Here is a 13,573-nt window from a genome sequence, read left to right on the forward strand (position 1 = left end):
CGACCGTCATTCGTAGTTGGTGAACCGCGACTCCGGCGGTGGCGGTGGCGGCAACGGCATGTAGCCGGCCACACTGCTGCGGAACGCGGTCATCAGCCCGTTGTCGACGCTCGACAAGCCCTTGAACGTCAACTGCGCCAGAAACCGTGTGCTCGACTGATTCTGTCCCGACGAGTTCAGGCCGTTCGCGTAGCGCTGGATGCCGGCGCCGAGCGTCCAGCAGTCCGCGTCGTATTGCAGGCCGACCAGGCCGTCGACGATACGGTGGCCACCCAGGTCGTAGTTGAACCGGCCGACACCGTACATCCGGTGCGTCAGCGGCCATTGGCCCGAAATCAACACCTGATTGATCGGCTGGTTGTCGAGCGTGGTGTTGGCGCGCGTGTAGCGGTACGCGACGTTGATGACCTTGCCGCTCGCCGGACTGAACCCGAAGCCGACACTCGTCTTCGTGAGCTGGTTATTGTCCGCATTATATTGGAACGCCGTTTCCGAAGCGAAACCGGCGCCCAGCTTGATCGACGCGCCCGCGATCAGGTCCGAGTGCGTGGCCTGGGTACTGGTCTGGGTCGGCGTCAGCGTAACGCGCTGATCCCGGAAGTAATACTGCTGCGCGATCACGAAGCGCGCGCGCTCGTCGCCGGTGGACGGGTTGATGAAGCGCGTGGTGAGACCGGCGGTCAGGCGGTTCGCGTCGGCGATCCGGTCGTTACCGACGAACGTATTCGGCGTGAAGATTTCCGCGAGACCGAAGTCGGATTCGGCGGTATCGAACAGCGGCGCGTTGTTCTGGTTGCGGTACGGCGTGTACACGTAGTACAGGCGCGGCTCCAGCGTCTGGATAAAGTCCGCGCCGAAAATGCGCACCGAGCGCTCGAACGTCAGTCCCGTGTCGAACGTGAAGGTCGGAATCGACTCGGTGAAATTCTTCTGCGCCCCCGGCACGTTCGCCAGATCGGTGCCGATGTTGTTCAGGTTGTACGACGCAAAGTGCCACTGCACCTTCGGCGTGACGAAGTAGCCCGGCCCCACCACCGAATACGACAGGTACGGGTTGAACAGCACCCGCTGGCCTTCGCTCAGATCCGCGGTGGTGATGCGGAAGTTCGAGTAGTCGGCTTCAGCGCCGAAATCGAAGCCGCCGATGTTGTACTTCGCGTACTTGACGTTCAACTGCGGCTGGCGGCCGTACGGCGCGACCGACGGCTCCAGCGTCTGCCAGTGCTGCTCGCGCGCGAGCACGGACCACGGTCCGTTGTTGTAGGTCAACCCGGCTTCCTGCTGATACAGGAGCTGGGTGCCGTTCATGAACTGGTTGACCGACGACGACAGGTCTTCCGGATAGGTGTTGTCCGAAACCTTGTTGTAATAGATGTAGCCGCCGAAGCCGTTACCGAAATTCTGGTTGTGCTGGATGTACAGCGCGTAGCGGTTGGTCTTCGTCAGGCGATCGTCGGGCAGAAATTCACCGGTGATCGACCCGGAATACGTCGGCGACAGATAGCGGAACGTGCTCTGCAACTGCACACCGCGCTTCGAGATCAGACGCGGCGTGACCGTCAGATCGCGATTCGGCGCGATGTTGAAGTAATACGGCACCGACAGCTCGAAACCGTTCGTCGAGCTCAGCGAGAACGTGGGCGGCAACAGGCCGCTGCGCCGATCGCCCGACAGCGGGAACGACAGCCACGGCGACGCGAACACCGGCACGCCCTGGAAGAACAGCACGCTGTTGTAGGCGACGCCTTCGTCGGCGCCGGTGTCGAAATCGAATTCGCTGCCCTTGATGTACCAGGCCGGATTGTCCGTGCACGCGCATGCCGTGTAGGTGCCCTGCGTGAACACGGAGCGCTCGGCGTCGAGCAGGTCGACGCGCTGCGCGCTACCCGAGCCGCCCGTCAGCGTGAAGTGGTACTTCGGCGCGGTCATGAAGCCTTCGGTCGAATCGACGCGCAGATGCGCTTCGGGTCCGATGAAGGTATTGCCGGTATTGATCACGTGGACATTGCCGTACGCATCGGCCATGTCCGTGTCCTGATCGTAGTGCAGAGCGTCGGCCTTGATCACGGACGTGTTGTGCCGCACTTCCGCCGAGCCCTTGGCGGCCAGATCCTGGTCGATCGTGCCGCTCGCGTGGTCGCCGAGCACGAAGGTGGCCGGCCGCTGGCCCGTTTGCAACGGATGATCCTCGAGCTGCGGCGCAAGCTGCATGCCCCACGGCGGGTAGACCGCCTGCGGTTGCGCAGCTTCCCCCACCAGTTGGGCGTGCGCAAGCGCGGGCATCAGGCCCGGAACGGCGATCAGCGCCGCGACGAGCCGCCTTTTGCGCGGCACTACTGCACAGGAAGGAGTGGTATCGGAAAGCTGTCTGGGCGGCATGTATCGTTTGGCGAGTCGACCCGTGCGCAAGCTTTCGTCGTCACGATCCACCGCCTGCACACCGCGACCGTTAGAGTCGGCTGCACGTCTGGATTCCCAATTTGCCGAGTGATAAGGCGGGCGGTGAAACGGAGCACGCGAAAGCTGGCGTGTGAGTCGCGTCAAAAAAGTCGTGGGGTATTATATGGCAAGACGTTGTCCCCAAGAATTTGCCGCCGCTTTTCATGACGCTGCCTTCCACCCAAGATTTCACCGACACCCGTCTCTCCCTGCTCAAGGCCTGGCTGCAAGGCCACGCGGCGCGCCACGCGCTCGAGCCCGACACCCTCGTTCCGGCCTCGTCCGACGCCAGTTTCCGCCGTTATTTCCGGCTCGCCGGTAAGGCGGCGCAAGGCAACGGCGCGGCCACGCTGATCGCCGTCGACGCGCCGCCGCCCGAAAAATGCCGCGAATTCGCACAGATCGCGCAATTGCTCGCCGCCGCCGGCGTGCACGTGCCGCGCGTGCTCGAGGTCGACTTTGACGCGGGCTTCATGCTCGTCACCGATCTCGGCACCGCGTCGTATCTGGGCGCGCTGACCGACGCGCAGGCCGCGGGCGACACGCGCGCGGCTCGCGCGCTGATGCGCGACGCGCTCGACGCCCTGATCCGCTGGCAGCTCAGCTCGCGCGAAGACGTGCTGCCGCCGTTCGACGAAGCGTTCCTGCACCGCGAGATGGAACTGATGCCCGAGTGGTTCATCGGCCGGCACCTTGGCCGCGAGGTCGATGCCGCTACGCGCGCGCTGCTCGATCGCACGTTCGCGCTGCTGATCGCGAGCGCGCGCGCGCAGCCGCAAAGCTTCATGCTGCGCGATTTCATGCCGCGCAATCTGATGATCGCCGAGCCGAACCCAGGCGTGCTCGACTTCCAGGACGCGGTGTACGGGCCGATCACGTACGACGTCGTGTCGCTGCTGCGCGACGCGTTCCTCAGTTGGGACGAGGAGTTCGAGCTCGACTGCTTCGCGTACTACTGGGAGCGCGCCAAAAAAGCCGGCCTGCCGGTCGATGCCGATTTCGGCGAGTTCTACCGCCAGCTCGAATGGATGGGGCTGCAGCGGCACATCAAGGTGCTCGGCCTGTTCTGCCGCATCAACTACCGCGACGGCAAGGCGCATTACATGAACGACCTGCCGCGCTTCATCGGCTATGCACGCAAGGTGGCGGAGCGTTACGCGCCGCTGCGCGGGTTCGCGAAACTGCTCGACGACCTCGACGGCCGCGCGCAGGAAATCGGCTACACCTTCTGACCGATGACGATGTCCGTAAAGAAAGCGATGATTTTCGCCGCGGGCCGCGGCGAGCGCATGCGTCCGTTGACCGACGCGTGCCCGAAGCCCTTGCTCGAAGTGGGCGGCAAGCCGCTGATCGTATGGCAGATCGAACGGCTCGCGCGGGCCGGCATCCGTAGCATCGTGATCAATCATGCGTGGCTCGGCGCGCAGCTCGAAGCCGCGCTCGGCGACGGTTCGCGCTGGCAGGTCGAGCTGCGCTACTCGCCCGAGCACGAGGCGCTGGAGACCGCGGGCGGCATCGCGCAGGCGCTGCCGCTGCTGACCGACGAGGGCGCGGATCAGGTGTTCGTCGCGGTGGCCGGAGACGTGTACACCGAGTACGACTACGCCGCGCTGCACGCGCACGCCGGCCGGCTGAAGGCGCTGCCCGAGCCCGGCATGCATCTGGTGATGGTGCCGAATCCGGCGTTTCACCCGAACGGCGACTTTGGTCTCGTCGACGGCGTGCTGTCGCTCGACGCGCAGCCGCGCCTCACGTTCGGCAGTTTCGGTCTGTACGACACGCGCATGTTCCGCGATCTGCCGCGCGGCACGCGGCGCGCGCTGAGCCCGTATTACCGCGCGACCATCGCGCGTGGGCTCGCGAGCGGCGAGCTGTACGAAGGCTTGTGGGAGAACATCGGCACCCAGGCGCAGCTGGAAGCGCTCGATCGGCTGCTGCGCGCGCGCTGAGTTTACTTCGCCGGGCTCTCACCTGCCCCGACCGCTTCCGCTCTTTCCACCGCATCCGTGGTGTGCGCGGCGCGCTGCTGCAGCGCCCACATCTGCGCGAACAAACCGTTCGCGCGCAACAGCTCCGCGTGCGTGCCGCGCTCGACGATGCGCCCTTTGTCCATCACGATGATCTGCTGCGCGTGCACGACCGTCGACAGCCGGTGCGCGATGATCAGCGTCGTGCGTTCGCGCGCGATCAGGTCGAGCTCATGCTGGATCGCGCGCTCGGAGCGTGAATCGAGCGCGGACGTCGCTTCGTCGAACAACAGGATCGGCGGATTCTTGAGTATGGTCCGCGCGATCGCGACGCGCTGCTTTTCGCCGCCGGACAGCTTGAGCCCGCGCTCGCCGACCGGCGTGTCGTAGCCCTTCGGCAGACTCTCGATGAACTCGTGGATATGCGCGGCGCGCGCCGCCGCGATCACTTCGTCGCGCGTCGCCGACGGCCGACCGTACGCGATGTTGTAGTAGATCGAGTCGTTGAACAGCACCGTGTCCTGCGGCACGATGCCGATCGACGCGCGCAGCGAATCCTGCGTGACGTCGCGAATATCCTGCCCGTCGATGCGAATCGCGCCGCCCGTCGCGCGGTCGAGATCGTAGAAGCGGAACAGCAGCCGCGCGAGCGTCGACTTGCCCGAGCCGCTGTGGCCGACCACCGCCGTCGTCGTGCCGGCCGCGATCGTGAAGCTCACGCCGTGCAGAATCTGCCGCGAAGGCTCGTACGCGAAGCTCACGTCGTCGAAGCGCACCTGCGCGCCGCTCACTTGCAAAGCCACCGCATTGGGCGCGTCGGGCACTTCCCGCGGTGCGCCGAGCAGCGAGAACATGCGGTCCATGTCGGTCAGGCTCTGCTTCAGCTCGCGATAGACCACGCCGAGAAAATTCAACGGAATATACAGCTGCAGCATGAACGTGTTGATCAGCACCAGGTCGCCGAGCGTCAGACGCCCGGCCATCACGCCCTGGGTCGCGCGCCACAGGATGAACACGAGCCCCGTGCCGATGATCGCCTGCTGCCCGAAGTTCAGCGCCGACAGCGAACGCTGCGACTTGATCGCCGCCGCGCGATAGCGCTTCAGGTTCTCGTCGTAGCGGCTCGCTTCCCACTCCTCGTTGCCGAAGTACTTGACGGTCTCGTAGTTGAGCAGCGAGTCGATCGCGCGCGAATTCGCCTTCGAATCGAGCTCGTTCATGGTGCGGCGAAAGTGCGTGCGCCACTCGGTGACCTTCACCGTGAACGCGATGTACACCGCGAGCGCGACGAACGTGACGATCGCGTAATAGGCCTCGTATTTGACGACGAAAAAGCCGAGCACGAGACCGACTTCGACGAGCGTCGGCAGGATGCTGTACAACGAATAGGAAATCAGCTGCGTGATGCCGCGCGTGCCGCGTTCGATATCGCGCGACATGCCGCCCGTCTGCCGCTCCAGATGAAAGCGCAGCGACAGTCCGTGCAGGTGGCGGAATACTTTCAGCGCGAGTTGGCGCACCGCGCTTTCGGTCACTTTCGAAAACAGCATTTCGCGCAACTCGGTGAAGAGCGACGTCGATAGCCGCACCACCGCATACGCGACCACCAGCAAGCCGACGCCGCCGAGCAGCACGATGCCGGGCGCGTCCTGCGCGCGGCCGAGCGCGGTCAGATGCCGGACCGACGCGAGACTGTCGACGATGCGCTTCATCACGATCGGCACGCCGAGGTTCGCGACCTTCGCGCCGATCAGGCAGCTGAGCGCGAAGCCGACTCGCCATTTGTAGGTGGCAAGGTATGGCAGCAGCGACAGGATCGTTTGCCAGTCGTTGCGGGGTGCGGTGGAAATCGGCGAGGGTTCGGACGAAGGAGCGCGGCGCATAAATCGTGGGGAGAGTGTGGAGCTGCCGGAGTTCGCAGCGGCGCGCGGCTCGCGCGCTTCGCTGGGTGCTTTCCCGTACAATTCCTGATCTTTCTATTGTCGCAGAAGCCGACTGGCGGCGCTTTGCATGGCCTACTGTCGAACTGGCCCAGCCATTGCGTCAATGCGCGTCAATACACTCGAACACGTTTCCCAAGGATGTCCCGATGACCGATCTTCTTCAACTTCCGTCCAAGCCGTGCGCGCTGCGCGTCATGCCGCAGCCATCGGACGCGAACATTCATGGCGACGTGTTCGGCGGCTGGATCATGGCGCAGGTCGACATCGCCGGCTCGATTCCGGCAAGCCGTCGCGCGAATGGGCGGGTCGCGACGATCGCGGTTAATTCTTTCCTGTTCAAGCAACCGGTGTTCGTCGGCGATCTGCTGAGCTTTTACGCGGATATCGTGAAGACCGGCAATACGTCGGTGACCGTGTCGGTCGAGGTCTACGCGCAGCGGTTGAGGCTCTCGCAGGAAGTCGTCAAGGTCACGGAAGCGATCCTCACCTACGTCGCCACCGACAGCGACCGCCGTCCGCGCGCGCTGCCCGCGCTGGACTGAGCCGGCGAGGATGCTTAAGCTAGCGATTCCACGCGTCACGCGCCGCGCCGCCCGCTAGCCGTTCCAGCCGGTCAGCGCACGAGGCCCGGGACGCCCCATAGTCGCTCTTCTCATGGAAACGAGATGAAACTGATCGGTATGCTCGACTCGCCCTACGTGCGGCGCGTCGCCATCTGCATGAAGCTGCTCGCGCTCGACTTCGAACACGAGTCGATTTCGGTTTTCCGCACCTACGACCAGTTCGCGAAGATCAACCCGGTCGTCAAGGCGCCGACGCTCGTCGCCGACAACGGCGCGATCCTGATGGACTCGACGGTGATCCTGCAGTATCTGGCAACGCTCGTCGGCCCCACCCCGCTGTTCCCGACGCAAGCCGACGCGGCGTTGCGCGCCGCGCGTCTGACGGGTCTCGCGCTCGCCGCGTGCGAAAAGAGCGTGCAGATCGTCTACGAGCGCAATCTGCGGCCTCAGGAGAAGCAGCATGAACCGTGGGTCGAGCGCGTGCGCGCGCAACTGCTCGCCGCCTATGCCGAACTCGAACGCGAGTTGGGCGAAGGGCCGCTGCCCGACACGCAGCAGCAGTTCAGCGCGGCGGAGGTGGCCGTCGCCGTAGCCTGGCAGTTCACGCACATGATGCTGCCGGAGGCGGTCAGCAAGGCCGATCATCCGCGGCTCGAGAAGTTTTCCGCGTTCGCGGAAAGCCTGCCGGTGTTCAAGGACACGCCGGCTCAGTGAGCAGCGTTGGACGCGGCACGCGGCGACACGCGGCGACACCCGTCGCCGCGTCACGCTCCCCTCACGCCGGCTCCAGCTCCGGCACCAGCCCGCCGTGCAGCAGTTCGGCAATCGCTTCCGTCGATAACGGCTTCGCGAAATAGAAGCCCTGCATTTCGTCGCACGCGCGTTCCTTCAGGAAGTCGAGTTGCGCCGACGTTTCCACGCCCTCGGCGATCACCTGCAACTTCAGCGAATGGGCGAGCGCGATGATCGCCGACGTGATCGTCTCATCGTCGCCCGATACGCCGATATCCGACACGAACGAGCGGTCGATCTTCAAGCGGTCCACCGGGAAGCGCTTCAGATAGCTGAGGCTCGAATAGCCGGTGCCGAAGTCGTCGATCGCGAGACCGATGCCGAGCGCGTGCAGTTCGTTGAGCATCGACACCGCTTCTTCCGCGTTGCGCATGATCGTGCTTTCGGTCAGCTCGAGTTCGAGGTACTTCGGTTCGAGTCCGGTCTCGTCGAGCACCTGCATCACGAGCTTCGCGATGTCACGCTGCTGGAACACCCGCGCCGACAGATTCACCGACACGCGCGCCGGCGGCAAGCCCTGATCCTGCCACGCCTTATTCTGCCGACACGCCTCGCGCAGCACCCACTCCGACAGCGGCCCGATCAGCCCGCTTTCCTCGGCGAGCGGAATGAACGACGACGGCGGCACGAGCCCGACCTCGGGATCGTGCCAGCGCACCAGCGCCTCGATGCCGACGATCTGTCCGCTGCCGATATCGACCTGCGGCTGATAGTGCAGCAGGAACTCGTTGTCGCGCAGCGCGCGGCGCAGGCGTCGTTCGAGATTCAGGCGCACGCCCGCGCTCGCGTTCATCTCCGGCTGATAGAACTGGAACGTGTTGCGCCCCATGTCCTTCGCCCGATACATCGCGACGTCGGCCTTCTTCATCAGCGTTTCGGCATCCTCGCCGTCCTGCGGGAACAGGCTCGCGCCCATGCTGCAGCCGACGTACAGCTCGGTGCCGTCGAGCCACACCGGCTCGGCGATCGACGCGCGCACGCGCTCCATCCACGTGATCAGCGATTGCTCGTCGACGGTGTCCGTCATCACGATCACGAACTCGTCGCCGCCGTGACGCGCAACCGTGTCGCTGGTGCGCGAGCAGCGCGCGAGTCGTTCGGCGACCACCCCGAGCAGCCGGTCGCCGACGCTATGGCCGAGGCTGTCGTTGACGTTCTTGAAGCCGTCGAGATCGAGGAACACGACCGCGACGCCCGAATGATGCCGCTGCGCGACGACGAGCGCATGTTCGAGCCGGTCGCGCAGCAGGTTGCGGTTCGGCAGCCGCGTAAGGCCGTCGTAGTTGGCCTGGTATTCGAGCTGCTCCTGATAGCGGATCAGCTCGGTCACGTCGTTGACGACGCCGATATGATGGGTGATCACGCCTTCCGCGTTCGGCACCGGCGCAATGAACAGCTGATTCCAGAACAGCGCGCCGTCCTTGCGATAGTTGCGCACCACCGCGCTGACCTCGCGATTCGCCGCGAGCGCCTCGCGGATCAACGCGACGCCTTCCTGGTCACGGTCGTCGCGTTGCAGCACGCGGCAGTCGTGGCCGATCACCTCGGCGGGATCGTAGCCGGTGATGCGCATGAACGCCGGATTCACGTATTCGATCAGATTGCCCGACGGCGACGGCGCGGTGATCAGGATCGCGTTGACGCTCGCGTCGAGCGCCCGGCTTTGCAGACGCAGCGCGAGATCGGCGCGCTTGCGCTCGGTGATGTCGGTGTACGAGCCGAGCACGCCGATCACCTGACCGCCGCCGTCGGTGAACGGCAGCTTGCTCGTGACCGTCGTGCGGTGCAAGCCGTCGATCACGAAGTCGACCTCGAAGTTCATCTTGGGCACGCCGGTGCTCACGACTTCGCGATCGTGCTCGGTCAACAGGTCGGCGAACGCGCGCCACGCCAGGTCGGCGTCGCTCTTGCCGACCACCTGTTCGGGATACGCGAGCCCCGCGTCGCGCGCGAATGCCATGTTGCAGCCGAGATAGCGCGAGTTCAGGTCCTTCCAGAAGATGCGCTGCGGAATGTTGTCGATCACCGCTTCGAGCATCTGATTCGAGCGCTGCGCTTCGGCTTCGGCGTTGATCTGGTCGGTCACGTCGTCCGCCAGCACGAACAAGGCGTCGCGGCCCATGAAGTTCAGTGCGTGATAGGACACGTTGACGCTGAGGATCGAGCCGTCCTTACGCCGATGCCGCCAGATGCCCGCCATCGTGTGGCTCTGGCGGAGGTCGGCGCTACGCTGCAGATGCGTCTCCAGTCGGCCGATTTCCGAGTTCGGGCGGATCGCGCGGATCGTCATGCCGAGAAACTCGTCTTCCGTGTAGCCGTATTGCTGGATCGCGGCCTTGTTGACGGCGAGAAAGCACAGCGTGTCGCGATCGAAGATGTACATCGGCACGGTGTGATCGTCGAACAGGCTGCGAAAACGCTCGTCGTTGCGCACCAGCGCGCGGGCGCTGCGCAGTTTTTCGCGCGCGCTGTTCTCGCGCACGCCGAACGTGAGGAACAGCAGCACGCTGCCGGTGAGCATCGTCACGAGCAGCACGAACATCGCGCGCTCGCTGTCGCTCGCCGATGCCGCGAGCGAGATCTGCAACGAGCGGTTTTCCTCGCTGCGCAACGTGGCGAGCGCGGCTTCGACACGCTCTAGCGCGGGGGCAAGATGCGAGTTCGACGGCGCAGGGTCGAGGGATGCCTCGAATGGCGCGTCGAGGGGGGCCGCCCCTGGTGCTTCGGTCGATGCCGCGTGCGCCACGCCCGACGCCGCGCTTGCCGCTCCGGGCAGGTCACTCGCATGGTTGCGCAGCGTGTCCTCCAGATCGTGCTGCAACGCGTGCCGCGCCGCGCTCAGGTTGGCGAGCGCCCCCGACATGTACGGCTCGCTCGCGAGTTCGTCGCGCAGTGATTGCTCGCGGCTCGCGAGTGTGTTCGTCATCGAAGCGGCCGCGTCGGGCGGCACCGGCTTGCCCGATTCTTTCAGGCGGTGCAGAGCGGCGAGCGCGTTATCGAGCGCGGCGTGATACGCATCGAGGTTCTGGCGCACGCTGGTCGAGCGCGCGAGGCGCGCATCGGCGTCGCGCTGCCCGCGAATCTGCGTGTACGCGACGAACGCGTTTGCACCGACCGCGACGACAACGACCACAATATTGATCAGCAGTCGCTTCGATAGAAAAGGATTCATGGATTCCGAACGTCAATCGTTCCGAGGGCGGGAGAGCGCGCTCGCTGCCGGTGCGTCGGGCCGCATCGATGCAAGTCTTTTACGCGCCATCCTTTGGATAACGGCCGCGATCGGAAGGCGGGTTGAGGGTCGGCGTGAAAAAAATCTGATGATTTGGGGGAAGGCTGCGAGTTGGTGGGGGCGCCTGGCTGGGAGCGGCTGGCCGGCCGCGCCTAGCCGGCCGCGCCTAGCCGGCCGCTCCAAATTCCTTCATCGCCGGGACGAAATCGTGGCTCGCCTCGGGCTTGCGCGACAGCTTCGCGAGCACATAGCGCTTGAAAGGATCGAGCTCGGCCCAGCGCGCGACGCTCGGCGCGGCGAGACCGGCCAGCCCCGCCTGATGCGCGACACCGTCGGGCACGCTGTCGGTTTGACGCCAGGCCGGCGACTCCTCCGGCGTAAACCACTCCGGTTCGACGTTCGCGTGCGTGCGCAGCATTTCGAACAGCGCGTGATCAAAATTCGGTTCGATCTGCGTGTCTTCTTCGACCGGGAAACGCGCGAGCAGCTTGCGATCTTCGAGCGGCAGTTGCTGCCACTGCGCGAGCGTGATGCGCAGCCCGAAACGGTCGAGATTGAAGCGCACCGACATCGGGATATAAGTGAAATTCTCCGAAGACGCGACCTCGAAGTCGAACAGAAGCGGTGCTTCGTTGAGTCCCATGTCAGTGCTCCTTGTCGGTGGCGGACAGCGTGCGGGCGTCGCTTGAGGTATTTTAGAACCTTATTCGCGCGACGGCGCCCCGCGCGGCGGCCGCCGCGAAGCACACGGCGAGGCCGGCGCACCCTTTGACGCGCGGCATGGTACAGGAGTGAAGCAACTTGAACGGACAGGAAAACGGGCGCGCAACCGAGCGGGCGGACGGCCAGCCCCACGCCCTCGACAGCGACGAACAACCCGGCGCGGTGCAACTCGAAGTGCGCCGCCATCGCGGCGCGGCGGTTGAAACCGCCACCGATCACGTCGGCCAGGAGTGGCCGGTCGCGCTCGTGTTCAACGGCATCTCGCACGCGGTGATGATGTGCACGCCGCGCGATCTCGAAGCGTTCGCGGTCGGCTTCGCGATTTCGGAGGGGATCGTCGAGCGCGGCAGCGACATTCAGGACATCGAGGTCGAATTGCACGGGCACGGCGAGCTGCCGCATGCCGAGGTGCAATTGCAGGTCGTGCAGCAGGCGTTCGCCGGTTTGAAGGAAAAGCGCCGCGCGCTCGCCGGGCGCACCGGCTGCGGCGTGTGCGGCATCGAAAGCATCGATCTGCTGGATCTGAAACCGCAGCGTGTACCCGACACTGGCTTCTTGCAGCGGCTCGCGCCCGATGCGATCGCACGCGCCGCGCGCGCGCTGCCCGAGCACCAGGCGCTCACTCGTTTGACGGGCGGCCTCCACGCGGCCGCGTGGTGTGATGCGCAAGGCGCGATCCACTCTGCGTTCGAGGACGTCGGCCGCCACAACGCGCTCGACAAGCTGATCGGCCAGCTCGTGCTCGACCGCGCCGATACGCGCGACGGTTTCGTGTTTCTGTCGAGCCGCGCGAGCTACGAGCTGGTGCGCAAGGCCGCGCGCGTCGACGTGCCGATGGTCGCGACGATCTCGGCGCCGTCGTCGCTCGCGATTGCGATCGCGCGTGAGGCGGGCGTGCGGCTCGTGAGCTTCTGCCGCGAAGGCAGCTACGTCGATTACGACACCTGGCAGCAGCAAGCTTGAGCGATTGAAGCGGCGCAGCGACGATTCACAGCTAACCCACCCGAAGCCCGCCTGCGTCGCACACCCCTCAGTCGAACCGCCGGAAATCCGGCTTGCGCTTCTCGAAAAACGCCTTGACCGCCTCGCGCGCTTCGGGCGCAAGCAGCATCTTGCCGAAATGCACGGCTTCCTCGGTCATCTGCGTCTGCAGTTCCTGCTGGCTCGCGCGCTTCATCAGGCTCTTCGTCACGCGCAACGACGACGCCGGCAGCGCCGCCAGCTTCGCGGCCTGCGACGCCGCGAACGCGTCGACTTCGCCCGCCGGCAGCACGCGATTCACGAAGCCCATGCGGTGCGCTTCGGCCGCGTCGAACGCCTCGCCGAGCAGCAGTTTTTTCCGCCGCCGCCTGGTAACCGGCCACGCGCTGCAGCAACAGGCTCGACGCTGCTTCCGGGCACAGCCCGAGCTGCGTGAACGGCAGCGAAAAGCTCGCGGTGTCGGCCGCGTAGACCAGATCGCAATGCAGCAGCAGCGTCGTGCCGACGCCGACGGCCGGCCCCGCGACCGCCGCCACCACCGGTTTTTCCGCCGAACCTAGCGCGCGCAGGAACTGGAACACCGGCGGGGTTTCGCCAACCGGCGGCGACTTCATGAAGTCCTCGAGATCGTTGCCCGCGCTGAATATGCCCGCGCTGCCGCGAATCAGGATCGCGCGCACCGACGCGTCGCCCTGCGCTTCTACGAGCGCGTCGGCCATCGTCTGATACATCGCGGCCGTGAACGCGTTTTTCCTGCCGGGCCGGTTGAAGCTGATGGTCAGCACCGCGTCGGCGCGCTCGACCAGAATATCCGTCGTCATCCCGTTCATCTCCTTGTGCTCCTGCTGAATGTAAAAACGGTTCGCAAGCCGCGCGGCCTGCGAACCGTTGCGCGGTCCCTGGTGGATCACAGAAGGATCCCCCGTTCGATCA

At 65.3% G+C, this 13,573-nt stretch carries 9 protein-coding genes and 1 pseudogene; 5 read left to right on the forward strand and 5 right to left on the reverse strand.

Features of this window, described 5'->3' with window-relative positions; all coding sequences use genetic code 11:
- Nucleotides 1–6 precede the first annotated feature (6 nt).
- Entirely contained in the window at nucleotides 7–2,379 is a 2,373-nt protein-coding gene (locus OKW35_RS06815; RefSeq protein WP_429551552.1) for an LPS-assembly protein LptD, read from the reverse strand.
- 224 nt (nucleotides 2,380–2,603) lie between these two features.
- Between OKW35_RS06815 and OKW35_RS06820 the strand changes: the two genes are divergently transcribed.
- Complete coding sequence (locus OKW35_RS06820; RefSeq protein ID WP_184062378.1) at nucleotides 2,604–3,671, forward strand: aminoglycoside phosphotransferase family protein; 1,068 nt, start codon at nucleotides 2,604–2,606, stop codon at nucleotides 3,669–3,671.
- Between the two features lie 3 nt (nucleotides 3,672–3,674).
- On the forward strand, nucleotides 3,675–4,388 hold the full coding sequence (gene murU / locus OKW35_RS06825) for an N-acetylmuramate alpha-1-phosphate uridylyltransferase MurU (protein ID WP_429551553.1): 714 nt from the start codon (nucleotides 3,675–3,677) through the stop codon (nucleotides 4,386–4,388).
- A 2-nt stretch (nucleotides 4,389–4,390) separates the two neighbouring features.
- On the opposite strand, the gene OKW35_RS06830 is transcribed toward murU, so the two are convergent.
- Entirely contained in the window at nucleotides 4,391–6,289 is a 1,899-nt protein-coding gene (locus tag OKW35_RS06830) for an ABCB family ABC transporter ATP-binding protein/permease (RefSeq protein ID WP_429551554.1), read from the reverse strand.
- A 206-nt stretch (nucleotides 6,290–6,495) separates the two neighbouring features.
- On the opposite strand from OKW35_RS06830, the gene OKW35_RS06835 reads away from it, so the two are divergent.
- Complete coding sequence (locus OKW35_RS06835) at nucleotides 6,496–6,891, forward strand: acyl-CoA thioesterase (protein ID WP_090803024.1); 396 nt, start codon at nucleotides 6,496–6,498, stop codon at nucleotides 6,889–6,891.
- A gap of 123 nt (nucleotides 6,892–7,014) precedes the next feature.
- Nucleotides 7,015–7,626: a glutathione S-transferase family protein gene (locus OKW35_RS06840; protein ID WP_429551555.1), complete on the forward strand. Its 612-nt coding sequence runs from the start codon at nucleotides 7,015–7,017 to the stop codon at nucleotides 7,624–7,626.
- Between the two features lie 61 nt (nucleotides 7,627–7,687).
- Here the strand turns inward: OKW35_RS06840 and OKW35_RS06845 are convergent, their stop codons facing one another.
- Nucleotides 7,688–10,876, reverse strand: coding sequence for a sensor domain-containing protein (locus OKW35_RS06845; RefSeq protein WP_429551556.1), 3,189 nt, complete (start codon nucleotides 10,874–10,876; stop codon nucleotides 7,688–7,690).
- A gap of 226 nt (nucleotides 10,877–11,102) precedes the next feature.
- Nucleotides 11,103–11,579, reverse strand: coding sequence for a nitrate reductase associated protein (locus OKW35_RS06850; protein ID WP_018419410.1), 477 nt, complete (start codon nucleotides 11,577–11,579; stop codon nucleotides 11,103–11,105).
- A 158-nt stretch (nucleotides 11,580–11,737) separates the two neighbouring features.
- Between OKW35_RS06850 and fdhD the strand changes: the two genes are divergently transcribed.
- On the forward strand, nucleotides 11,738–12,622 hold the full coding sequence (fdhD, locus tag OKW35_RS06855; protein ID WP_429356587.1) for a formate dehydrogenase accessory sulfurtransferase FdhD: 885 nt from the start codon (nucleotides 11,738–11,740) through the stop codon (nucleotides 12,620–12,622).
- A gap of 67 nt (nucleotides 12,623–12,689) precedes the next feature.
- Here the strand turns inward: fdhD and OKW35_RS06860 are convergent.
- Nucleotides 12,690–13,461: pseudogene (locus tag OKW35_RS06860) on the reverse strand (enoyl-CoA hydratase).
- Nucleotides 13,462–13,573 lie beyond the last annotated feature (112 nt).

The organism is Paraburkholderia sp. MM5477-R1 (assembly GCF_050436385.1).
GTDB lineage: Bacteria > Pseudomonadota > Gammaproteobacteria > Burkholderiales > Burkholderiaceae > Paraburkholderia > Paraburkholderia tuberum.

Bases quoted from the DNA above. Each gene is read 5' to 3' on its own strand.
- OKW35_RS06840 (WP_429551555.1), top strand. From the start codon at position 7,015: ATGAAACTGATCGGTATGCTCGACTCGCCCTACGTGCGGCGCGTCGCC.
- murU (WP_429551553.1), top strand. From the start codon at position 3,675: ATGACGATGTCCGTAAAGAAAGCGATGATTTTCGCCGCGGGCCGCGGC.
- OKW35_RS06850 (WP_018419410.1), bottom strand. From the start codon at position 11,579: ATGGGACTCAACGAAGCACCGCTTCTGTTCGACTTCGAGGTCGCGTCT.
- OKW35_RS06820 (WP_184062378.1), top strand. From the start codon at position 2,604: ATGACGCTGCCTTCCACCCAAGATTTCACCGACACCCGTCTCTCCCTG.
- OKW35_RS06830 (WP_429551554.1), bottom strand. From the start codon at position 6,289: ATGCGCCGCGCTCCTTCGTCCGAACCCTCGCCGATTTCCACCGCACCC.
- OKW35_RS06815 (WP_429551552.1), bottom strand. From the start codon at position 2,379: ATGCCGCCCAGACAGCTTTCCGATACCACTCCTTCCTGTGCAGTAGTG.
- OKW35_RS06845 (WP_429551556.1), bottom strand. From the start codon at position 10,876: ATGAATCCTTTTCTATCGAAGCGACTGCTGATCAATATTGTGGTCGTT.
- OKW35_RS06835 (WP_090803024.1), top strand. From the start codon at position 6,496: ATGACCGATCTTCTTCAACTTCCGTCCAAGCCGTGCGCGCTGCGCGTC.